The organism is Mesorhizobium sp. B2-3-7, assembly GCF_006442695.1.
Classification (GTDB): Bacteria; Pseudomonadota; Alphaproteobacteria; order Rhizobiales; family Rhizobiaceae; genus Mesorhizobium.
Genome location: NZ_VFVV01000010.1, coordinates 126,606 through 147,950 on the forward strand (window position 1 = coordinate 126,606; position 21,345 = coordinate 147,950).

Below are 21,345 nucleotides of genomic sequence, written 5' to 3' on the forward strand. Positions count from 1 at the left end.
GCATGAAATTCATGGCTTCGCCGCCGGGGCCAGGAAGCGGTCGGGCGCCAGCCCCGCGGCGGTGACGCCAAGCGCGGTGACATCGTCGGGCAAGGGTTGGCCGCGCATCAGCGCCGAGCCGAGCCGCGCCAATGTCAGCGACACCTGGAAACCATAGCCGCCCTGGCCGCCGAGCCAGAAGAGGCCGGGCAGGCGCGGGTCGAAGCCGGCGACCGGCGTGCGGTCGGGCGCGAAGGTGCGCAGGCCGGCCCAGGGCGTCGACGGGCGGCCTATGCGCATGGACGTTGCCTGCTCGATCCGGTCGACGGCGATGGCGACGTCGATGTCTTCCGGCCAGGCGTCGCAAGGCTCGGAATCGGTTTCGTCGGCCAGCGAGCCGATCAGCCTGCCCGCGTCTGGCTTGAAGTAGAATTGTTCGTGCAGATCGACCACCAGCGGCCAGCCGGCAATGTCGGCGCCCGCAGGCGGGTCGAACAGGAAGGCGGTGCGCCGCTTGGGCTGGAAGCCGAGGCCGGTGAGCCCCGCCAGGCCGGCCACGACATCGACCCAGGCGCCGGCGGCGTTGACGACGATGTCGGCGGGATAGGCGCCGGCACTGGTGGCGACGCGCAAGCCATTGCCGGCGGGCGCGACCTCGCGCACCTCTTCGCTCGTGCGCATGATGCCGCCCCTGGCCTTCAGTGCCGAAGCGCAGGCCGCAAGCATCTTGCCGGTATCGACGTCCACCGCACCCGGTTCATGGACACCGCCGCATGTGGTTTGCGGATCGATGACGGGAACCAGCGCATGCAGCTCAGCGGCGGAGAGGCGGCGTACGCTCGGCACCATGGCCTGCAATTCGCCGGCCAGCCGGTCGACGGCCGCGCCGTCATCGGCGCGGCCGACATGCAGCGCGCCACGTTGATGCGCGACGAAGCCGCCGTCGAAGATCGCCCGGCGGCTCGCCAGCGTCAGCGCGCGCACCAGGCGGTTGCCATAAGTCTCGGTGAACAGGGCGGCCGAGCGGCCGCTGGCATGATAGCCCGGCTGGCTCTCGCGCTCGATGAGGGTGACGTCGGCCCAGTCCGCCACCTCGGCGGCAAGCGAGAGGCCGGCAATGCCGCCGCCGATGACGACGATTTTCGGGAGTGAATTCGACTGCATCGTTCAGTCGTAAAAATAATTTCTTATCCAGTCAATATTTAGCGTATAAGAAAATTGTTGGCGTTGTTGATGACGGCGGGAAGTTCAATTACCTAGGATGGAGCGGCGCGATCCCGCGGCATGGAGCTGATATGTCGGAGCAACCGAAGCTGGGTGATTGCCTGCGCGGCTTGAGGAAGACGCATGGCTGGACCCTCCAGGAGGTGAGCAGGCTCACCGGTGTCGCGGTGTCGACGCTGTCCAAGGTCGAGAACGACCAGATGTCGCTGAGTTACGACAAGCTGCTGCAGATCTGCGAAGGGCTCGGCATCCATGTAACGGAACTGCTCAGCGGCGACCGCAAGCAGCCGGCGGCGCGCACCCGCCGCTCCGTGACGTCACCGTCCAACACACTGCGCCAACTGACCCGCAATTACGACTACCGGTACCTGGCCACCGACCTGGTGCGCAAGCGCATGGTGCCGATCCACGCCTCTGCGCGCGCCCGCACGCCCGAGGAGTTCGGGCCGCTGACGAAACATGCCGGCGAGGAATTTTTGATCGTGCTCAAGGGCGAGATCGAGCTGCACACCGACCAGTACGCGCCGGTGCGGCTGAAACAGGGCGAGAGCGTCTATATCGATTCCACCATGGGCCACGCCTACCTCTCTGTGGGCGACGGCGACGCCGAAATGCTGTGCGTCTGCTCCGGCGACGAGCCCGACATGGAAGGCACGCTGCTCAGCGTGCTGGAGACGGTGGAAGGATAGGGCGGTTGGCGCGTCGCGTTTTTCTGCAGGTCGGTTCAGCCTTTCTGGTTCGAACCGGCCGGCGAAACCGGCTATATGACCGCTGAGACCGAAATTCCCGCCAACCCGAGAAGGAAAACCCAATGAGTTCAGAAAAAGTGGCTGTCATCGTGGCCGGCGGCAGCGGCATGGGGGCTGCGGCGGCGAAGCGGCTGGCGGCGGACGGGTTCAAGGTCGCCATCCTGTCTTCATCCGGCAAGGGCGAGGCACTGGCCAAGGAACTGGGCGGCATCGGCGTCACCGGCTCCAACCAGTCAAACGAGGACTTGCAGCGCCTCGCGGACTTGACGCTGGAGCGCTATGGCCGCGTCGACGTGCTGGTCAACAGCGGCGGCCACGGGCCGCGCGCGCCGATCCTGGAGATCACGGACGAACAGTGGCACGCCGGCATGGACGTCTACCTGCTCAACGTCATCCGGCCGGTGCGCATCGTGGCGCCGCAGATGGTCAAGCAGAAGGCCGGCGCCATCATCAACATCTCGACCGCCTGGGTGGTGGAGCCGAGCCCGATGTTCCCGACCTCGGCCGTGTTCCGCGCCGGCCTTGCCGCCTACACCAAGATCTTCGCCAATACTTATGCAGCGGACAATGTGCGCATGAACAATGTGCTGCCCGGCTGGATCGACAGCCTGCCGGCGACGGAAGAACGCCGCGACTCCGTGCCGATGCAGCGCTACGGCACGTCGGAAGAGATCGCCGCGACCATCGCCTTCCTGGCTTCGGACGGCGCCGGCTACATCACCGGCCAGAACATCCGCGTCGACGGCGGGATCATTCGCGCTATTTGAGGCGGGTCCGGGAGGGGAGGCCTGTCCGACGCGCGCCGCGGGGGGGGGGCCGGCATCCCGCCTGGCGCGACGACATCTCGCACCAAGGAGGAAAAATGCGGCTTCTGATACTTGGCACCGGCTGGATGGCGCAGGAACATGCACGGCAATTCAGCGCCATCGATGGCGTCGACATTGTCGGGGCCGTCGACCTCGATCCGGCGCGCGTCGGCGAATTCGCCGACGGCTTCAACATCCCCAACCGCTTCACCGCGCTGGACGAGGCGCTCAAATGGGGCGCTTTCGACGCCGTGGCCAATGTCACGCCGGACCGCATCCACCACCCGACCACCATGCAGCTGATCGCCGCCGGCAAACCGGTGCTGTGCGAGAAGCCGCTGGCCGAGAATTTCGGCAAGGCGATCGAGATGGCCGAGGCCGCCGAGAAAGCCGGCATCGTCAACATGGTGAACCTCACCTACCGCAATGTCGCTGCGCTGCAGAAAGCCCGCCGGATGGTGCAGGCCGGTGAGATCGGCACGGTCCGGCATGTCGAGGCGTCCTATCTGCAGAGCTGGCTGGTGTCGAAATTCTGGGGCGACTGGCGCAGCGACCCGAAATGGCTCTGGCGGCTGTCGCTCGGCCACGGCTCCAACGGCGTGCTTGGCGATGTCGGCATCCACATCCTCGATTTCGCCAGCTATGGCGCGGCCCTCGGCATCGATCATGTGTTCTGCCGGCTGCGTTCCTTCGACAAGGCGCCGGGCAACCGCATCGGCGACTACGGGCTCGACGCCAATGACAGTTTCGCCATGACGGTGGATTTCTCCAACGGCGCCTTCGGCGTGGTGCATGCCAGCCGCTGGGCGACCGGCCATCTCAACGAATTGCGCCTGCGCATCTATGGCGATCGAGGCGGTCTCGAAGTGGTGCACAATCTCGACGGCTCGTCGCTCAAGGCTTGCCTCGGCGAAAATGTCGACGACGGGATATGGGAAGAGCTCGACGCCGGCACGGTCGCGACCAACTACCAGCGTTTCGCCGACGCGGTGCGGACCGGCGTGCAGGCCGAACCGTCCTTCCGCCACGCCGCCGAACTGCAGAAGGTGCTGGATCTGGCCGTGGTGTCGGACGAGAAGCGGGCGGAGCTCGCGGCGAGCGCGCAGACGCGGTGAGGGTGGCGCCTTCCTCTCAGGGACCGGTCACGAGGCCAAAAACCAGTTTTTGCAAATTGCCGCCATTGCCGAATTCGACGCGGTCGAAATCGCGGCTTGCCTGCCGCTGCGCCTGCGACAGTTCGGAGAGGCGCCTGGTCATCTCGGTCCGGATCTTGGCGCATTTGGGATCGTCGGCAACGCTGAGGCCGACGGTCGCCGCCTCGATCTTGCGCACCATGGCGATGATATCGGCGCCATGCACTTTCTCATGGGCGGCGACGCCGGCGATGAAGCTGTCCCAGCTCTTCTGCACGGCCGGCGGCAGGGAGCCTGACGGCTTCGGCAAGGCATAGGTGATGATCAGCTTCGGCCTGGCCGATGCCAGGACGCAATCGCCGCCCTTGTTCTGGTAGTCCCTGGTCCAGGTCAGCTTGAAATTGGTGTAGGCGATGGTGCGCGTTTTGGCGCCGCGGATCAGCGGTCCGTTCTCGCCGATCGACCGGTAGAGCTCCTGTCCGGTCCGGCCTGAAATGGCGTAGGGCTTGACCGTCTCGACGGGCTTCCATTGTGCATGGGCGGCAAGCGGCAAGGCGAGCACCGCGACCAGCGACAGGCACAGACGAACACACGCTTTCAACACCGCTCTCCGCGAAACCAGGACCGGCGCCGACGCCAATGCCATCTTGTGGCTTTTCCTATATGCTGCCGGCGGGTGCTGCAAATGTGTTGGAGGGAGGCGCTGGCGCCGTGCGGCAAGACCAGGATGGGTATGGGGTTGAAGAAGTTCCCTCGGTTCGTCATCCTAGGGCGGAGCAAGGAGCGAAGCGACGCGGCGCAGACCCTAGGATGACGAAGATAGGGTGAGGCTTCCAAACCAACGGCCTTGCCGGCGCCGGCGCGTCGCCGTAAGTCGTGCTCATGATCACCTTCCGCAAGGCCCTGGCCTCCGACCTGCCTGCCCTCGTCGCCATGCTGGCGGACGATCCGCTTGGCGCGGCCAGAGAGGATGCCTCGCTGCCGCTGGCGCAGGGCTATGTCGATGCCTTCAACGCCATCGATGCCGACCCCAACCAGTTGCTGGCGGTGGCGGTCGATGGCGCCGACGTGGTCGGCACCTTGCAGATCAGCTTCCTTGCCGGGCTGTCGCGGAAGGGCGCCTGGCGCGGTCAGATCGAGGCGGTGCGGGTCGCCGGGCACCGCCGTTCCGAAGGCATAGGCAGGCTGATGATCGAATGGGCTGTTGATCAATGCCGGGCGCGCGGTTGCGGCCTCGTCCAGCTCACCACCGACAAGACCAGAGCGGACGCGCACCGCTTCTATGAAAGCCTCGGCTTCACCGGCACCCATCTCGGCTACAAGAAGACCTTGTAGCGCAGGCGGGGCCGTCGCTTTCCGCTAAGGCGGGCGGCTGGCGCATGCGGGAAGGCTAGCAGGCCCTATTCAATTTGCGGCGAGACCAGATATAGGTCAGCTAAGTTGACCTATATTCGATGCGTCCGGGGAGGCGTGCTTGACCCTTATGAACCTGTTGGCCTCGCGCTCGTCGCGCATGAAGGCCTCGGAAATCCGCGAGCTCCTGAAGCTGCTCGACCAGCCGGACATCATCTCCTTCGCCGGCGGCATTCCCGATCCGGCGCTGTTTCCGGCCGAGGCGATCCGCGACGCCTATGCCGACGTGCTCGGCGGCGGCGAGGCGGGGGCCGCGCTTCAGTACCAGGTGAGCGAGGGCTATCTGCCGCTGCGGCGATGGATCGCCGGGCAGATGGGCAAGCTCGGCGTCGCCTGTGAGGAAGCCAACATCTTCATCACTTCGGGCTCGCAGCAGGCGCTCGACTATATCGGCAAGCTGCTGCTGTCGCCGGGCGACACCGCACTGGTGACGTGGCCGACCTATCTCGGCGCGCTGCAGGCCTTCAACGCCTATGAACCGCGCTATGACCGGCTGCGGCCGGAAGGCGGCAACATGACGCCGGATGCCTATCGCGCGGCGGCGGCGGCGAATGGCGGCCGGGCCAAGTTCGCCTACCTGGTGCCGGATTTCGCCAACCCGACTGGCAACACGCTGGACAGGCAGCAGCGCGAGGCGGTGCTCGACCTTGCCGGCGAGCTCGACATCGCGATCGTCGAGGACGCCGCCTACCGGGCGCTGCGCTATGATGGCGAGAGCGTGCCGCCGATCCTGGCGCTCGACTGCGCGCGCTCCGGCGGTATCGACAAGGCGCGCACGCTCTACTGCGGCTCGTTCTCGAAGATCCTGTCGCCGGGCATGCGCGTCGGCTGGGTCTGCGCGCCGCGCCATGTCGTGGAAAAGCTGGTGCTGATGAAGCAGGCTTCCGACCTGCACAGCCCGTCGATCAACCAGATGGTGATGCACCGGGCGGCCGAAGCGGTGTTCGAGGCCCAGGTCGAAAAGCTGATCGGCGCCTATCGCGAACGCCGCGACGGCCTGCTCGGCGCGCTCGCGGCCAACATGCCGGAAGGCGTGACCTGGAGCCGCCCGGAAGGCGGCATGTTCGTCTGGGTGACGCTGCCGGAAGGCGCTGACGCCACCACGCTCCTGGCGCGCTCGGTGAAGGAGGCGCGTGTCGCCTTCGTGCCCGGCAGCGCCTTCTTCGCCGATGGCACCGGGCGCAACACGCTGCGGCTGTCCTTCACGCTCGCTGACCGGCGCGCGGTGAGCGAGGGCATTCCGCGGCTGGCGGCGCTGCTCAAGGCTTAAGGCGCCGGCCAAACGACGGCGCATCGCCCCAGCGGCGAACAAACCCGGGTTGCCCTGACTTGTTGCTGGTGCAAAATAGCCTTGTGTCCACGAACGCGGGTTCATGCGCCATGACCGACCTTTCCGGTATCTACCGCGACTACATTGCCTGCCTCAACCGGCAGGACTGGCCGAACCTCGGGCAGTTCGTCGACGACGACGTGTCCCACAATGGCAGGCGGATCGGGCTCTCCGGCTACCGCGCGATGCTGGAGAAGGACTTCGACGACATTCCGGACCTTCGTTTCGACATCCGGCTGCTGGTCTGCGATCCGCCTCGTGTCGCGAGCCGCCTGATGTTCGACTGCACGCCCAGGGGAAATTTCCTCGGGCTTGCCGTAGACGGCCGGAAAGTGTCCTTCGCCGAGAACGTCTTCTATGAGTTTCGCGGCGCGAAGATCCGGCTCGTGTGGTCCATCATCGACAAGGCCGCCATCGAAGCCCAGCTTTGAACCACGAACCTCTCCTGGCGTGCTCGGTGAAGGAAGCGCGTGTCGCCTTCGTGCCCGGCAGCGCCTTCTTCGCCGATGGCACCGGGCGCAACACGCTGCGGCTGTCCTTCACCTTGGCCGACCGCCGCGCTGTGACCGAGGGCATTCCCAGATTGGCCAAGCTGCTGAGGAACTAGCAACCGACCGGATTCCTGGCCCCGGGGCGTCAGGCCGGCTTGTCGGCGGCCCTTGTGCGCCTGGCAAGGCGTGCGGTAAATGCGGGCGTGCCTTTGCCGGTCGAATGAGGATGTCATGGTCTCCGCAACGCCCAGAGTGACGCTGCTTCTCGGCAGCGCGCCCGACGTCGTGCGCTGCGCCGCCTGGCCGAAGGAGACCTTCGCCAGCATCGTCGCCATCAACAATGCCTGGCGCGTGCGCCCCGACTGGGACGTGCTGGTGCATGCCGGCGATTTCCCGTCCGACCGGATGCCGCCTCTGGAACCGCTGCGGCAGGCCGAGATCTTCAGCGCCGCGCATTACGTGCCGGCCCAGAATACTTTCGGCGGCTTCGTCTATGCCGGCGCCACCATGTCGCTGACAGCGGCCTATTGGGCCGTCCACAGCCAGAGGCCGGACGTGCTCGCCTTCCTCGGCTGCGACATGATCTACGACACGGCCGGCGACACCCATTTCTACGGCATCGGCCGCGCCGACCCGCTGCGCGACGATGTCACGCTGCAGAGCCTCGAGGCCAAATCCGCCCGCCTGCTCATTCATGCGCTGCGACGCGGCACGCTCTGCATCAACCTGTCGGACCTGCCGCAAAGCCGCCTGGTCTTCCCAAGGCTGTCCTTCGAGGAATTGCGGTTACTGTCCCCCGAGCGCCTCGCCGGCATGAAGATGGATGCGCGTGCGGGCATCCATCAGCATAGGGTCGAAGTGGCCGAGCAAATCGAGCGCGAGCTCGGCTATTTCTACGAGGATGGCATGTACTGGAACCATCTCGACGAAATCGACCGCGCGCAGCTAGCCGACATCGACCGGCTCTGGATCTCGGCGATCGGTCCGCCTGCGGCTGAGCCGACCGAAGAATGCAGCGCGGCGGAATAGCGCCGTCGGCAGCCCATGTCGGGAGGATCGACGGTTCCAGCAGCCCCCACCAGCAGTTTCGCGCCAAATTGCCTAATTTCGGGCCGCTTTTCGGCTAAACTCGTCGGCATCTTGGCTGGAAGTGGAGGAAGCCATGAGCTTGCGCCTCGGTTTCGCCGTGCTGGTGCTGTTCGGCCTCGCCAATCAGGCGGCGGCTTTCGAGATTTCAAGCCCGTCGGTTTCCAACGGCAAATGGGCCGAAAAATATCTCGGCGACAAGGCCGGCGGCTGCAGCGGGCAAAGCGTATCGATCGCCTTGAGATGGAAGGACCCGCCGGCAGGCACCAAGAGCTACGCGCTCACCATGTTCGACCCCGACGCCGGCGGCGGCAAGGGTTTCTGGCACTGGCTGGCCTGGAACATCCCGGCAAGCGCGAAGGGCCTGGCCGAAGGGGCTGGCTCGAAGCGCGGCAAAGGCTTGCCCAAGGGTACGGTGCTCGGCAAGGGTGGCATCGGCCGCGCAGGCTATTTCGGGCCATGCCCGCCGCCCGGCAGCGGCACGCATCACTATGTCTTCACGCTCTATGCGCTCGGCGCGCCGAAGCTGCGCGCGCCGGAGAATCCCTCTCCGGAAATGGTGGCAGTGGCCGCGAAGAGCCAGGCGCTCGGCGAGACCAGCGTGACGTACACCTATGGGCGGTAGGCATGACCGGTTCAGGCAGTCGCCCGGGCCACCAGCGCATTGACGACGCTGTTGGCAAACACGTTCCAAGAGATCGTTTGAATTCCGTTCCGGTGGCCATCTGGCGGCTTTGCGCGCGGCCTCGGCCGGCGCGTCAGCGCGTCCAGAAATCGCGATGCGGCGCGATCAGCTCGTCCTCGATCTCGGGGAAGGGGCCAAAGACCTCGATCTTCTTCTGGCCCGAGGCGAGCACTGTGCGCGAGGGCAGGCTCATCGTCGGATTCTCGGCGTGATCGCCGGTGAGCGCCAGGAGCTTCGTCTCCTCGAAGCCGTAGACCAGGCGGCCGATATTGGCCCAGTAGAGCGTTCCGGCGCACATCGCACAGGGTTCGCCGGTCGAGACCAGCGTGCAGGACCAGAGGAAATCCGGCTCGTAGGCAGCCGCGGCGCGCCGGGCGAGCTCCGTCTCGGCATGGCGCACCGTGTCGAGGTTTCCCTGGCGCATAAGCACGCGATCGTCCGGCCCGACCAGTACGCAGCCGAACGGATGATGGCCGTGCACGGCCGCGTCGCGAGCGACGGCGTCGGCAGCACGGAGGTGGGCGAGCATCTGGTCGCGGGTCATTGCGCAATCCTAACACGACGGGCGAGGAGAGGAACCGACGCCCGGCGACCGGCTTCGTAGGGCTGAGAGTGCGCCGATCGGCGGGCATTGGCAAGCTTCGCCCGGCGGGCAAAACCCGACCGCGGACCATCGCCTGATCAGGTTTGAAGCACTGTTCTCCGCTCTCGTATCCTGTATACGAAATTGAAATGATCTGTTTTGAGGAATTGATGAGCCCACCGCCTGGGACCGTGCCGTTTTTCAGCCAGTGGGAGACGCCCGATATGACTTCGGCCGTCCTTGCCGATGGCGCCGAGGTGGCGCTGCGGCACGATCCGCTGTGGGAGAACTCGGGCGCGCGCACACTCGACGAATACGCGCTGTGGGCCGCCAATGTCTGCGGCATGGCGTGCCTCAAGATGATCCTGGCGGCGCGCGGCCAGATCGTGCCGACGATCGAACTGGCCAGGCGCTGCACCGGATATGGCGGCTATGTCGTCACCGAGGGATCGATCAAGGGCCTGATCTACGCCCCGTTCGTCAGCTTCGTGAAGGCGGAATTCGGCCTCGAGGCAGAGGTGATGACCAATGTCGCGACAGCCGACATTGAGGCGATCCTCGGGCGGTCGCGCTTCTTCATCGCCTCGGTCAGCAGCTCGATCCGCTGGCCCGAGCGCGAGCCCCCGTCCAAGGGCGGCCATCTGGTGCTGGTCATGTCGGCATCCGATGAGGGTTTTCGTTTTCACAATCCGTCCGGCCATACCGGCGCCACACGGGCAAATGCAGTGTTGGCGCCGGCCGATTTCGACCGCTTCTTTGCCAATCGCGGCATTGCCGTCAGCATTTGATCTCGAGGGATTTCGATGAAGGACAAGGCTTTTCAATGAAGAACAAGATTAGGGTCGCCGTCCTCTATGGCGGACGTTCGGCCGAGCATGACGTATCGCGCCTTTCGGCCGCCAATGTGCTGAAGGCCATCGACCGGACGCTTTACGAGGTGGTCCCGATCGCCATTTCCAGGGACGGAAGATGGCTGCTGCAACCATCCTCCGAGGCTGGCGACGACAGAGCCGGGGCACCGGTGTCTGAGGACGGCGTGGAGGTCGCATTGTTGCCCGGTGGTAGAGGCAGGCTGGTGGCCGCACGGGGCGGCGGAGCACAGCCCGACCTGCCGCCGGTCGACGTCGTCTTTCCCGTGCTGCACGGTCCTTTCGGCGAGGACGGCTCGGTGCAGGGCTATGCCGAGGTCGCCGACGTCGCCTATGTCGGCTGCGGCATTCTCGCCTCGGCCGCCGCCATGGACAAGGATGTCGCCAAGCGGCTGCTGCGCGAGGCCGGGCTGCCGGTTGCCCGTTCCGTCACCGTGCATCGAAACGATGTCGGGCCGTTCCAGGAGATCGCCGGCGCGCTCGGCCTGCCTTTCTTCGCCAAGCCGGCGCGCCAGGGCTCGTCGTTCGGCGTCAGCAAGGTGAACGACCGGGACGGCTTCGAACGGGCCGTCGAGACGGCTTTCCGCTACGACGGCAAGGTCCTGATCGAAGAGTTCGTCGACGGCCGCGAAATCGAATGCTCGGTGCTGGAGCGGGCCGACGGAACGCTGACCGTATCGCTGCCCGGCGAAATCATCCCGGCCGGCAAGCACGGCTTCTACACCTATGAAGCCAAATATCTCGACGCCGACGGCGCCGTGGTGAACGTGCCCGCCGATGTCCCGGCCGCCGTCGCCGACAAGGCAAGGGAGATGGCCGCGCGGGCTTTCCAGGCGCTCGGCTGCGAGGCGATGGCCCGCGTCGACTTCTTCCTGCGGGCTGACGGCTCGCTGCTGGTCAACGAGGTCAACACGCTGCCCGGCTTCACCGACATCTCGATGTATGCCAAGGCGCTGGCGGCGATCGGCATCGGCTACAGCCAGGTCATCGACGTGCTGATCGAGCACGCACTGGCGCGGCATGCCGCGCGAAAGTCCTGACGTTCGGCGCGGCATTGACGGCGGATCACGCGAAGCTAGTTAGATTCGAGCCCTTGGCGAGAGGAGAGCTTGCATGGAAGAACTGCATCGCGGCCGGCTCATCGATCATATCCAACTGGTGGTCAGGGACATCGCCGCCAGCCGCCGCTTTTACGAAGCAGTATTTCGAGTGCTCGATATTCCGATCGGCGGCAGCGCCGCCGATTATTTCTGGGCCGACGAGCTTTTCATTTCAACCGCCGACAGCCGCGCGGCTCGGGGAGAGTTGACCGGTCGCCATCACCTGGCATTCCAGGCGAAAGACCGCGCCATGGTCGATGCGTTCTATAAGGCCGGGCTGGACGGCGGCGGCAGGGACAATGGCGGGCCGGGTGAACGCCGGTACCACCCCGGCTACTACGCCGCTTTCCTTCTCGACCCGGACGGCAACAACATCGAAGCGGTGCATCACGGGGCGGCCAACCGCAGTGCCGCCTCGGTGAAGATCACGTTCTAGAATGCGCCGACAAGAGGCGGGTGGTTTTGCCTTGATGTGGCCCGTCCCGGCTTGATCCCAATCGGGTGGAGGGAGCTCGATCCACGCGGAGGCGACCCGTCCGTGGGGCAGGCCTTGAAGGCCATGTGAGGCATAGTTACATCAACCATTAAGCGTGCGTTTGCACGCGAATACAACGCTTTGGCCAAGCTTCATCTATGGAGGTTGTCATGGCAAATACACTCATGGAAGGAAAGAAAGGCCAGGACTGGCTCAATCTGGTCCTTGCCGTCTGCCTGTTCATCTCACCCTGGATAATCGGCTTCGCTGCTGAAACCGCTCCCGCATGGAACGCCTGGATTGTCGGCGTCGTGCTGGGCGCGGTGGCCGTGGCGGCGCTTGCCGCCTTCGCCGAGTGGGAGGAATGGGTAGGTGTCGTTCTCGGGCTCTGGCTGATCGTGTCGCCCTGGCTGCTCAAATTCATGGCGAACACGAATGCGATGGCCACCCACGTCATTCTCGGCGTGCTGGTGGTTGCCGTATCGGGTTGGGCCGTCTGGGACGTCCGTCACCCGCACGCACATGCGTGACCGCTGACCAAGGACGGGGCCGGCGCGCGAGCGGGGCCCCTTCCGGCTTTGAACGTCTGCCCATTGCGTTTGCCGCCGGCTGCGAAGGGCAGGGTCGCCGGCTTGCAATCTGAGGCCAGGCCATGGATCTCGACGGACCGAACGCCATATCCTGCACAGCATATCCTGCGTAATTCAGGGAGTTTTGAGCGTGACCCTCGCGCGGATGGCGGTTCTGGCAGCGGCCTTCATGGCCGCCGCGGCCGCCAGTCACTCTTCCGTGACCGCGGAGGCTACGGAGAAGGTCGCGTTGCGCGTCGTGATCGACGGCGCCATCGGCCCGGCGAGCGCCAGGCAGCTCAACGAAGCGCTGGCCAAAGCCGCCGAGCGGCACGCCGAAGCCGTTGTCCTCGAGATCGACACGCCGGGCGGGCTGGTCACCTCGATGCGCGAAATGATCGCCGATATCCTTGCCTCGCCGGTTCCCGTCATCGGCTATGTCGCGCCCGCCGGCGCGCATGCGGCAAGTGCCGGAACCTATATCCTTTATGCCACCCATGTCGCGGCGATGGCGCCCGGCACCAATCTGGGCGCCGCCACGCCGGTCGAGCTTGGCGGGTTGCCGCCCCTTCCCGGTGGCGACGAGAAGGACAAGGGCGACCAGAAGAATGCCACCGGGCCTCCGGCCGGCGACGCGATGATGACAAAGGTGACGAACGACGCGGTCGCCTTGATCCGTTCGCTCGCCGAACTGCGCGGCCGCAATGCCGACTGGGGCGAAAAGGCGGTGCGCGAGGCAGCCAGCCTTTCCGCCAATGCGGCACTTCAGGCACATGTAGTCGACCTCGTCGCCCGCAACACCGCCGAACTGCTCCAGCTTGCCGACGGCCGCACGGTCGAGGTGGCCGGCAAGCAACAGGTGCTGGCGACCAAGGGCGTGGCGGTCGAGACGCTCGATCCCGGCTGGCTGATCCGGCTTCTCGCCGTCATCACCGATCCCAACATCGCCGTCGTCCTGATGCTGGCCGGCGTCTACGGCCTCGTCTTCGAGTTCACCAGCCCAGGCGCCGTGGCGCCCGGCGTGATCGGGACCATCTGCCTGCTGCTCGGGCTCTATGCCCTCAATCTGCTGCCGATCAGCTATACCGGCCTCGCCCTGATGCTGCTTGGCATCGCCTTCCTCGTCATCGAGGCCTTCAACCCGACCGTGGTGCTCGGGCTTGGAGGCGTGGCAGCCTTCCTGCTCGGCGCCGCCATGCTGCTCAAGGTCGAGGGCCCGGGCTTCGAGATGTCGTGGGCGCTCATCGGCACCGCCGCGGCGCTGACGCTTGGCCTGGCGCTGCTGGCCGGCAGCTATCTGTGGAGGGCGCGCAGGAGCCTGCCGCGTGTCGGCGCGCAGGCCATGCACGGGCTGCCGGCCAGGATTCTCGACTGGTCGGGCAGCGAAGGCCATGTGCTCGCGCAGGGCGAGCGCTGGCGGGCGAAAGCCGATGAACCGCTCGCCCCCGGCGACAGCGTCGAGGTGGCCGACGTCAGGGATCTCGTGCTGACGGTCCGGCGCAGGAACAATGGAGCAAGGCAATGATCATCGGTTACGTCGCCTATCTGGTGCTCGCCCTCATCGTGCTGATCTTCCTGTCCGCCGCCATTCGCATCCTGCGGGAATATGAGCGCGGCGTGGTCTTCACGCTCGGCCGCTTCACCGGGGTGAAGGGCCCCGGCCTCATCCTCCTCGTCCCCTTCGTCCAGCAGATGGTGCGGGTCGACCTGCGCGTGGTGGTCCAGGACGTGCCGCCGCAGGACGTGATCTCGCGCGACAACGTCTCGGTGAAGGTGAACGCGGTGCTGTATTTCCGCATCGTCGACGCCGAGCGGGCCGTCATCCAGGTCGAGGACTTCATGGCCGCGACAAACCAGCTCGCGCAGACCACGTTGCGCTCGGTTCTCGGCAAGCACGAACTCGACGAGATGCTGGCCGAGCGCGACAAGTTGAACAGCGACATCCAGGAGATCCTGGACCAGCGGACCGACGCATGGGGCATCAAGGTGTCCAATGTCGAGATCAAGCATGTCGACCTCAACGAGAACATGGTCCGCGCCATCGCCAAGCAGGCCGAGGCTGAAAGGCTGCGGCGCGCGAAGGTGATCAACGCCGATGGCGAGCAGCAGGCGGCGGCAAAGCTGGTCGAGGCCGGCAAGATGCTGGCGCAGGAGCCACAGGCCATGCAACTGCGCTATTTCGAGGCGCTGCACGACATCGCCGGCGAGCGCTCGTCGACCGTGGTGTTTCCGCTGCCGATGGACCTGCTCACGATTTTCAACAAGCAGCCGGGCGCCGGGAAATAAGCTTGGGAGGGGTTTGGCAGCCCGGCCGCGGGCCGGCGAGCTCGGGACCGGCACGATCACCCGGCGATTCCCCGAAGTTGCGATCTCCACGCCAAGCGCTGCCGGTCCTTTGCTGTCAATTTTAGGAGTTTTATTCAGAATTCGGCAATATATAGCGGGCTTTTTAGCGGATTCATTGTTTTTAATTAGCTTAAGCTTTCGCTATGGATTCTCGACTAGGGTGACGGCGAAATGATCGAGAGCCCTGACGGCGTGGCGGCTTGCCCGGCCAGTCAGGTCAATCGCCTCCTGCAAGTCAAGCTTCGGTTGCATAAATGAGTGGGCCCATGTCGATTGCCGGCATCATCGAAAGGATCCTGGACAAGTTGTCCGGCTCCAGCCTGCTTGCGGCCGGCCTCTTGCTGCTGACCGCGCTGGGCAGCGCCCTGATCGCCTATTGGCGGACGGCGGAGCGCAAGAGCTTCAGGGAATTCTTCGATTTCGTCTTTCCCAACGAGATCGTCACGCATCCCTCGGCGCGGGCGGACCTGCTTTTCTGGATCACCCGCAAGGCGATTATGCCCTTCCTGATGCTGCCCGCGGGCGTGACCTTCGTCGTCGCCGTCGGTTACGCGACGAATCGGACGCTGGCGGCACTCCTCCAGATCGAGCCGCCGCTGCTGCCGGGACCGCCGGGAGCGGTGACGATCGTCATCTTCACGGTGACGATGCTGATCGCCTACGACATATCCTATTACCTGTACCATGTGGCCCAGCACCGCTTCCCGTTCCTGTGGGAACTGCACAAGGTGCATCACTCGGCGGAGGTGATGGTCGGGATCACCAAGGATAGGGTTCATCCGCTCGACGAGCTCATGAACCGCGCCTGGGACGGCGTCATACCCGGGATCTGCTTCGGCATCTGGACCCTTTTGTCGCTTAACCTCGTCGAAGTGACGATCTTCGGCGTCAACGTCTACGTCATGCGCAATATCCTGATGATGGATTTCGTCAGGCACACCCATTTCAAGATATCGTTCGGGCCGCTCAACAACATCGTGCTGTGCCCGCATTGGCACCAACTGCACCACAGCGTCGATCCAAGGCACTACGACAAGAATTTCGGCTTGCTGTTCTCGTTCTGGGACCGGCTATTCGGAACGTTGTGCGTGCCCAAGCCCGATGAGGATTTCAGGTTCGGATTGATGGAACGCGGCGCGCGCGACTATCAATCCCTGTCGGGGCTTTACGTGCTGCCGCTCAAGAAGATGTGGGGGCACATCGCCCGGCGGTTTCGCCGCCGCGCTTCGTCCGAGCCGACACGGAGCCCGCAGCCATGAACGCTCACGCCGCGATCGAGGGCCCGAAGGCCGGCGCTTTGGAGATCGTCACCTCCGAGGAGCGCCTCGCGTCGGTCGGGCCGGCCTGGACGGAGCTGTGGCGCCGGGCGGAGGGGCTGATCTTTCAAAGCCACGCCTGGGTCACGGCGTGGTGGCAGACGGCCCCGGACCGGGAGCTGCGTGGTCTCAGGATCGGCCTCGTCTGGAACGGTGACCGGATCGACGCCGTCATCCCGCTGGCGACGGTGCGGCGCAAGGGCGTCAACGTCCTGGAATGGGCTGCCAAGGACCACAGCGACTATGGCGACGTGCTGGTCGCGCCGGACTGCGATCCGGCGGCGGTCGCGGCGCTATGGCAGGAAATTTCGGCCGCGGGCGGCTTCGATCTCGTCTATCTGAACCGCCTGCTGCCGGACGCCGCGATGCGCACGCTGCTTGCTCCCGCTTCGGCGCCCAAGATGGCGCTGCGCCCGAACCGCCGCAGCGAAACCAGCTTCCGGGTCGCCGGGCCATGGCGTACGGGCGCGGACTGGTTCGGGGAACAAACGAAGAAGATGCGCCAGAATTATCGCCGTGGCCGCAAATTCCTCGAGGAAGGCGGCGAAGTGCGGTTCCGCCTCATGTCGCCGGACGAGCCGATGCAGCCCGTCCTCGACAGGCTCGCCGAGTTCAAGCGCAAATGGCTCGCCGCGCGCGGACACGAATCCAACCTGTTCGATGAGGGGTCGCCGGCCCTGGCCGCGCTGGTCGCGGTGCTGGCCAGGGAAGGACTCCTGCATGTCTTCGTGCTGGAATGCGCCGGGATGGTGGTGGCGGTCTCGATCAATTTCGTCCAGCACAACACGATGATGGCCTTCGTCACGACCTACGATCCGGATGTCGAACGGGCGTCTCCCGGCATGGTGCTGATGATGGACTACATCCAGTGGTCGATCGACAGAGGGCTGACGATGGTCGACTTCCTGTGCGGCGGCGAGGACTTCAAGCGGCGCTTCGCGACCCAGTCGGTGACGCTGGATTCGGTGCTGGGAACAAGGACCTTGCGCGGAACACTCGCCGCGCTGGCGGACCGGACCCTGCACGCCGGCAGGGAACTTCACCAGCGGTTGCGGCCCGATCCTCGGCAAAAGCCCGCACCGGTGGAATAGGCCCGATTCACCGGCGACGTGCGAACCTATCGGTCGATCATCATCATGGTGCGGTCGCCGTAGCGCGGGCCGGAGACCTTCCCCGGGGCCAGCGCGTCGTCGAGCGCCGCCATCTCGGCGGCCTCCAGTTTCAGCGACGCAGCGGCGACATTTTCTTCCAGATATTTGATCCGCTTGGTGCCGGGGATCGGCACGATGTCGACACCGAAGACGTTGCCCTTCTCCAGGAGCCAGGCCAGCGCGATCTGCCCTGGCTTGACGCCTTTGGCGGCGGCGATGTCGCGGACCTTTGCGGCGGCCTCGACATTGGCGTCATAGTTCGCACCCTGGTAGCGCGGGTCGCCGCGGCGGTAATCACCTTCCGGATAGTCCTCGGCGCGCTTGGCGCCGCCGGTCAGGAAGCCGCGGCCGAGCGGTGAGAACGGCACCAGGCCGATGCCGGTTTGCCGCAGCAGGGGAATGATTTCCGGCTCGAGATTGCGCTCCCACAGCGAGTACTCGCTCTGCAGCGCCGAGACCGGAAACACGGCGTGCGCCCGCTGGATGTTCGCGGCTCCCGCCTCCGACAGGCCGAAGAAGCGGACCTTGCCCTGTTTGACCAGTTCGCCGACCGTGCCGGCGACATCCTCGGCCGGCACGGCTGGGTCGACACGGTGCTGGTAGAGAAGGTCGATATGGTCGGTGGCGAGCCGCTTCAACGACCCTTCAACCGCCGCCCTGATGGTTTGCGGCCTGCTGTCGCGTTCGGTGCCGACCTGCCGGCCATTTTCGATGCGAAAGCCGAATTTGGTGGCGATGGTCACCTGGTCGCGCTTGCCCTTCAAGGCGCGGCCGAGCAGCGCCTCATTGGCGTAAGGGCCATACACCTCGGCGGTGTCGAGGAAGGTGCAGCCGAGTTCGATGGCGCGGTGCAGCGTGGCGATGGATTCGGCTTCGTCGGCCGGGCCGTAGGACTGGCTCATGCCCATGCAGCCGAGGCCGATGGCAGAAACCCGCAGCCCCTGGCTGCCGAGCTTGCGTGTGTCGAGCGTCATGGCGTGTTCTCCGGAGGGGAATTCAACACCATATAGCGCGCGCGCTCAATTTCCACAGGTAGGCCGCGTCCAGCGGGCTCGCCCGGCCACCGGAGCCCTGATGCAGGTCGCCCGAAATGACTTAGCGCGTCGCCTCAAATCTGTTCAGACGAGGCGCTTCAGGGCAGGGGCCGGTCCGCCGGGGCGGCCGTTGACATGAGCGTCCGGCAAGCGGTCGATCATGGTCAGGCCCTCGAATTCGATGGCGGCGCCAAGCAGTTGGGCGGCCGCCAGGACCAGGTGCTCGACGTCCTCGAGAGCAACGTTTTCGTCGAGGTTCCTGAGCCTGATCCGTTCGGCCACCGCGGTGATGTTGACGATGCCGTACGTCCTGAAAGCCGTGATGACCGCGGATTGAACGTCATCGCGCAACCGCGTCGAGTAGTCATACCGCATGGAAACCTCCTGGACTGGTTTTGCCTTTGTAGCATGCGCCTCGCATCGGTGTGTGGCAAGCGGAAATCTGAAAATACTCGATGTATATCAGTTAGTTAGCATGGTTACGCAAAGGCGCACCCGACGCTTTATAGTCATCATGAGCAGGATAGGCAGGTCGCGTATTTGCCGACCTTGACGTGTTAGGATTGCTATCCTAATTATTAGTGGAATGAGACAGATACTCATTCATGTATTCGGTTGTGCGAGGAAGTGCCGTGACTGAACTGGAACGTCCTGAACGCTTGCAGGTCATGCTGACCGCCGACGAACTGGCGGCACTGGAGAACTGGCGCTTCGACAAGCGCATGCCGAGCCGCTCGGCCGCGGTCAGGGAGCTCTTGCGGCGTGGCCTCGCCTCGGACGGATTCCTGGCGGCGGAGCAGGGCGTCAAGTCCCAGGACTTCGGACTGCTGTCCACCCCGGGCGGCAACGGCAATGTGGGCGACGGCCATTCTGACTGAGGCGCGGTGACATTCAGGTGATGCCGGCCCGCAAGGACGGGTTCCGCGCTTCCGGTGCCCGTGGACTTGAATGTCCGCTCTGTCCTGGTGCTCGAAAACCATTTTGTATGGTCGCTGGCGTCTCCGATGCCGGCCGCCCTGATCTGCGGAACGACCTTCCCCTCGATCACTCCAGCCGGCGAGGCGATTTCGATGAAGTTGAAGCAGCAGGCCGCTTCAAGGTGATTGCCTTGTCCGGCGCACGCGTTATCTAGTGGCTATAGGCTGACACCTGGCGGGGCAATGGCTGACATAGCAAGCGGTGAAAAACAGGACGCAACGGCCGATGCGCAGCTGGCGGCGATCGTCGATTCCTCCTTCGACGCCATCATCAGCAAGGACCTGAACAGCATCATCAAAAGCTGGAACCAGGCGGCCGAACGCATGTTCGGCTACAGCGCGGAGGAAGCGTTGGGGCAGTCGATCCTGATGCTCATCCCCGACCACCTCAAGAACGAGGAAACCGAGATCATCGCCAAGGTCCGCCGCGGCGAACGCCTCGCGAGCTACGAGACGACGCGAAAGCGCAAGGACGGCACCTTCATTGCCGTTTCGCTGACGGTGTCGCCGATCAGGAACGCCAGCGGCGAGATCGTCGGCGCCTCGAAGATCGCCCGCGACATCAGCGCCAGCAGGGAGAACGAGCGCCGGATCAAGATGCTGATGCGCGAGGTCAACCATCGCGTCAAGAACCAGTTTGCGGTGATCCTGTCGATGGTCAGGGAAACCAGCAAGCGCTCGCAGGACCCGCGCGAGTTCGAGGAGATGATCCGCGCCCGCATCATGGCGCTGTCACGCTCGCACGATCTGCTGGTCACCTCGAACTGGGCGGGAGCCAGCCTGTTCGACCTGGTCCAGGAACATCTCAAACCGTTCGGCCGCGAGGAGCAGATACTGCTTTCGGGACCGCTGCTGACCTTGCAGTCGAATGCGGTGCAGAATCTCGGCATGGCTTTCCACGAGCTCGGCACCAATTCGTCCAAGTATGGAGCGCTCGCCAGCGATTCCGGCCGGGTCGAGGTGACCTGGAGCATGAGCGACGACGCTCTGGCCGAACGCGAATTCCAACTTGTCTGGGAGGAGCGGTCGCCCCCCTATAGCGGCGGCGACGAGCGCGACGACACCACGCGCAAGGGGTTCGGCACCGTTGTCCTGCAAAGGGTGGCGCCGCAGTCGCTCGGCGGGTCCGCCGTGATCGAGCGCTCGCCCGGCTATTTCAGATGGACGCTGAACGCGCCGCTGGCGTCGATCATCGTGCCGCAGCACCCTATGGAAGACGCCGGCCAGACGATCGGCTTAGGCATCTGAAAGCCGCCGCCGTGGCCAAGGCGCGCCGCATTTGCGGATTCAGGGGGCTAGAGGATGTTGGCCGTCACCTCGACGATGATCGCAGCTCCTTCGAGCGAGCCGTCGGGCACATGCACGACACGCGAAACGCGCAGGTCCTGGGCGTTTCCGTCGACGGACAGCGAAACGCTCTCGCCGATCCGGGGCACGGCCTGGAAAACGGCCTCGATCGATTGAGGCCGGTTGTCGATGGATACGCGGCAGTTGACGGTCATGGGCATCTCCTGTGGCGGCCACCCCACGCGTCAACGCCGGCCCCTCGGAATGGTTTCAGGCAGGGATGCGGCAATCCCCGAACGTCGATGCCGGCGCCTGGCCGACCGGTCAATTCGGGAAATTGTTGACCGGCTCCTCGCAGCGGTAGACCGGACAGTGCCCGTCGCGGGCCGGGATATAGGCCGACATCGGCACTTCGGGCCAATCGCATTCATTGCCGAACTGCCTGACATAGCGGTCATAGGTGTTGGGGCCGGTGGTCAGCACGACGGCGCGGTGGCTCTGGATCATGGCGCGGATCTGCGCGCAGCTCATGGCGCGGCTGTCGGGCCGGGCTTCGGCCAGGCCGGTGGCGGCAAGCATGGCAGCCACGGTCGGCAACAGAATTCGAACGGACATGGCGGTCTTTCCAAGGCATGATCCGCAACGCCGGGCGATCAAGCTTGGTTGCGGCATGCCGGGGAGATTCGCACTTTGTCTGGCGGTTGCGCAACAGCCGGCGTCTTCTCTTGCGAGGGACGGCGCG

At 65.1% G+C, this 21,345-nt stretch carries 25 protein-coding genes and 1 pseudogene; 19 read left to right on the forward strand and 7 right to left on the reverse strand.

All coding sequences use genetic code 11. The features are described 5' to 3' along the window. Positions 1 to 9: 9 nt before the first annotated feature. Positions 10 to 1,143, reverse strand: coding sequence for an FAD-binding oxidoreductase (locus FJ940_RS20315; RefSeq protein WP_140557854.1), 1,134 nt, complete (start codon positions 1,141 to 1,143; stop codon positions 10 to 12). 131 nt (positions 1,144 to 1,274) lie between these two features. Here FJ940_RS20315 and FJ940_RS20320 point away from each other — a divergent pair, with 131 nt between their 5' ends. From FJ940_RS20320 to FJ940_RS20330, 3 genes are all read left to right on the forward strand, one after another. Next, positions 1,275 to 1,892: an XRE family transcriptional regulator gene (locus FJ940_RS20320; protein ID WP_140657703.1), complete on the forward strand. Its 618-nt coding sequence runs from the start codon at positions 1,275 to 1,277 to the stop codon at positions 1,890 to 1,892. Between the two features lie 122 nt (positions 1,893 to 2,014). Then, positions 2,015 to 2,719 (forward strand): SDR family oxidoreductase, encoded by a 705-nt coding sequence (locus FJ940_RS20325; protein ID WP_140630682.1) that lies wholly within the window; start codon positions 2,015 to 2,017, stop codon positions 2,717 to 2,719. A gap of 95 nt (positions 2,720 to 2,814) precedes the next feature. Then, a complete protein-coding gene (locus FJ940_RS20330) occupies positions 2,815 to 3,873 on the forward strand; it encodes a Gfo/Idh/MocA family oxidoreductase (protein ID WP_140557858.1) in 1,059 nt (352 codons plus the stop codon). A 16-nt stretch (positions 3,874 to 3,889) separates the two neighbouring features. On the opposite strand, the gene FJ940_RS20335 is transcribed toward FJ940_RS20330, so the two are convergent. After that, on the reverse strand, positions 3,890 to 4,492 hold the full coding sequence (locus FJ940_RS20335) for a DUF922 domain-containing Zn-dependent protease (protein ID WP_246672559.1): 603 nt from the start codon (positions 4,490 to 4,492) through the stop codon (positions 3,890 to 3,892). A 281-nt stretch (positions 4,493 to 4,773) separates the two neighbouring features. Between FJ940_RS20335 and FJ940_RS20340 the strand changes: the two genes are divergently transcribed. The 6 genes and pseudogenes from FJ940_RS20340 (at position 4,774) to FJ940_RS20365 (ending at position 8,836) form a co-directional block, all read left to right on the forward strand. Continuing rightward, complete coding sequence (locus tag FJ940_RS20340; RefSeq protein WP_140500024.1) at positions 4,774 to 5,226, forward strand: GNAT family N-acetyltransferase; 453 nt, start codon at positions 4,774 to 4,776, stop codon at positions 5,224 to 5,226. Positions 5,227 to 5,374: 148 nt separating this feature from the next. Next, entirely contained in the window at positions 5,375 to 6,574 is a 1,200-nt protein-coding gene (locus FJ940_RS20345; protein WP_181171794.1) for a PLP-dependent aminotransferase family protein, read from the forward strand. 110 nt (positions 6,575 to 6,684) lie between these two features. Next, positions 6,685 to 7,065: an ester cyclase gene (locus FJ940_RS20350; protein WP_140657709.1), complete on the forward strand. Its 381-nt coding sequence runs from the start codon at positions 6,685 to 6,687 to the stop codon at positions 7,063 to 7,065. An 11-nt stretch (positions 7,066 to 7,076) separates the two neighbouring features. Beyond that, positions 7,077 to 7,241 (forward strand): annotated as a pseudogene (locus tag FJ940_RS20355) (PLP-dependent aminotransferase family protein); the annotation flags it as partial. Between the two features lie 115 nt (positions 7,242 to 7,356). After that, a complete protein-coding gene (locus FJ940_RS20360; RefSeq protein WP_140657711.1) occupies positions 7,357 to 8,154 on the forward strand; it encodes a hypothetical protein in 798 nt (265 codons plus the stop codon). A gap of 133 nt (positions 8,155 to 8,287) precedes the next feature. Further along, a complete protein-coding gene (locus tag FJ940_RS20365) occupies positions 8,288 to 8,836 on the forward strand; it encodes a YbhB/YbcL family Raf kinase inhibitor-like protein (RefSeq protein ID WP_140500017.1) in 549 nt (182 codons plus the stop codon). A gap of 133 nt (positions 8,837 to 8,969) precedes the next feature. Here the strand turns inward: FJ940_RS20365 and FJ940_RS20370 are convergent, their stop codons facing one another. Beyond that, entirely contained in the window at positions 8,970 to 9,440 is a 471-nt protein-coding gene (locus FJ940_RS20370) for a nucleoside deaminase (protein ID WP_140657713.1), read from the reverse strand. Between the two features lie 209 nt (positions 9,441 to 9,649). Here FJ940_RS20370 and FJ940_RS20375 point away from each other — a divergent pair, with 209 nt between their 5' ends. The 8 genes from FJ940_RS20375 to FJ940_RS20410 all read left to right on the forward strand — a co-directional run bounded on the left by FJ940_RS20375 (position 9,650) and on the right by FJ940_RS20410 (position 17,245). Beyond that, positions 9,650 to 10,267 (forward strand): C39 family peptidase, encoded by a 618-nt coding sequence (locus FJ940_RS20375; protein ID WP_140657787.1) that lies wholly within the window; start codon positions 9,650 to 9,652, stop codon positions 10,265 to 10,267. A gap of 35 nt (positions 10,268 to 10,302) precedes the next feature. Then, positions 10,303 to 11,388 (forward strand): D-alanine--D-alanine ligase family protein, encoded by a 1,086-nt coding sequence (locus tag FJ940_RS20380; RefSeq protein WP_140515992.1) that lies wholly within the window; start codon positions 10,303 to 10,305, stop codon positions 11,386 to 11,388. Between the two features lie 73 nt (positions 11,389 to 11,461). Next, positions 11,462 to 11,884, forward strand: a complete 423-nt coding sequence (locus FJ940_RS20385) for a VOC family protein (protein WP_140500011.1) — start codon at positions 11,462 to 11,464, stop codon at positions 11,882 to 11,884. 209 nt (positions 11,885 to 12,093) lie between these two features. Beyond that, on the forward strand, positions 12,094 to 12,453 hold the full coding sequence (locus FJ940_RS20390; RefSeq protein WP_140500009.1) for an SPW repeat protein: 360 nt from the start codon (positions 12,094 to 12,096) through the stop codon (positions 12,451 to 12,453). A 190-nt stretch (positions 12,454 to 12,643) separates the two neighbouring features. After that, complete coding sequence (locus FJ940_RS20395; RefSeq protein WP_140657715.1) at positions 12,644 to 14,017, forward strand: nodulation protein NfeD; 1,374 nt, start codon at positions 12,644 to 12,646, stop codon at positions 14,015 to 14,017. Further along, on the forward strand, positions 14,014 to 14,778 hold the full coding sequence (locus FJ940_RS20400) for a slipin family protein (RefSeq protein ID WP_140623014.1): 765 nt from the start codon (positions 14,014 to 14,016) through the stop codon (positions 14,776 to 14,778). The genes FJ940_RS20395 and FJ940_RS20400 overlap by 4 nt, the downstream gene beginning before the upstream one ends. Before the next feature lie 326 nt (positions 14,779 to 15,104). After that, a complete protein-coding gene (locus tag FJ940_RS20405; protein WP_140500004.1) occupies positions 15,105 to 16,097 on the forward strand; it encodes a sterol desaturase family protein in 993 nt (330 codons plus the stop codon). Next, positions 16,094 to 17,245: a GNAT family N-acetyltransferase gene (locus FJ940_RS20410; protein WP_140500002.1), complete on the forward strand. Its 1,152-nt coding sequence runs from the start codon at positions 16,094 to 16,096 to the stop codon at positions 17,243 to 17,245. Before FJ940_RS20405 ends, FJ940_RS20410 begins: the two co-directional genes overlap by 4 nt. A 26-nt stretch (positions 17,246 to 17,271) precedes the next feature. Here the strand turns inward: FJ940_RS20410 and FJ940_RS20415 are convergent, their stop codons facing one another. After that, the gene (locus FJ940_RS20415) at positions 17,272 to 18,279 is read right to left on the reverse strand and encodes an aldo/keto reductase (RefSeq protein ID WP_140500000.1); all 1,008 of its coding nucleotides are present in this window, start codon (positions 18,277 to 18,279) and stop codon (positions 17,272 to 17,274) included. A 144-nt stretch (positions 18,280 to 18,423) separates the two neighbouring features. Continuing rightward, positions 18,424 to 18,714, reverse strand: a complete 291-nt coding sequence (locus FJ940_RS20420) for a hypothetical protein (protein ID WP_246671059.1) — start codon at positions 18,712 to 18,714, stop codon at positions 18,424 to 18,426. 257 nt (positions 18,715 to 18,971) lie between these two features. Here FJ940_RS20420 and FJ940_RS20425 point away from each other — a divergent pair, with 257 nt between their 5' ends. Then, a complete protein-coding gene (locus FJ940_RS20425) occupies positions 18,972 to 19,217 on the forward strand; it encodes a hypothetical protein (protein WP_140499998.1) in 246 nt (81 codons plus the stop codon). Between the two features lie 282 nt (positions 19,218 to 19,499). Further along, entirely contained in the window at positions 19,500 to 20,564 is a 1,065-nt protein-coding gene (locus tag FJ940_RS20430) for a PAS domain S-box protein (protein WP_140499996.1), read from the forward strand. Between the two features lie 47 nt (positions 20,565 to 20,611). On the opposite strand, the gene FJ940_RS20435 is transcribed toward FJ940_RS20430, so the two are convergent. Next, entirely contained in the window at positions 20,612 to 20,818 is a 207-nt protein-coding gene (locus FJ940_RS20435) for a hypothetical protein (protein ID WP_140499995.1), read from the reverse strand. A 109-nt stretch (positions 20,819 to 20,927) separates the two neighbouring features. Further along, on the reverse strand, positions 20,928 to 21,218 hold the full coding sequence (locus FJ940_RS20440) for a hypothetical protein (protein WP_140521515.1): 291 nt from the start codon (positions 21,216 to 21,218) through the stop codon (positions 20,928 to 20,930). Between the last annotated feature and the right edge of the window lie 127 nt (positions 21,219 to 21,345).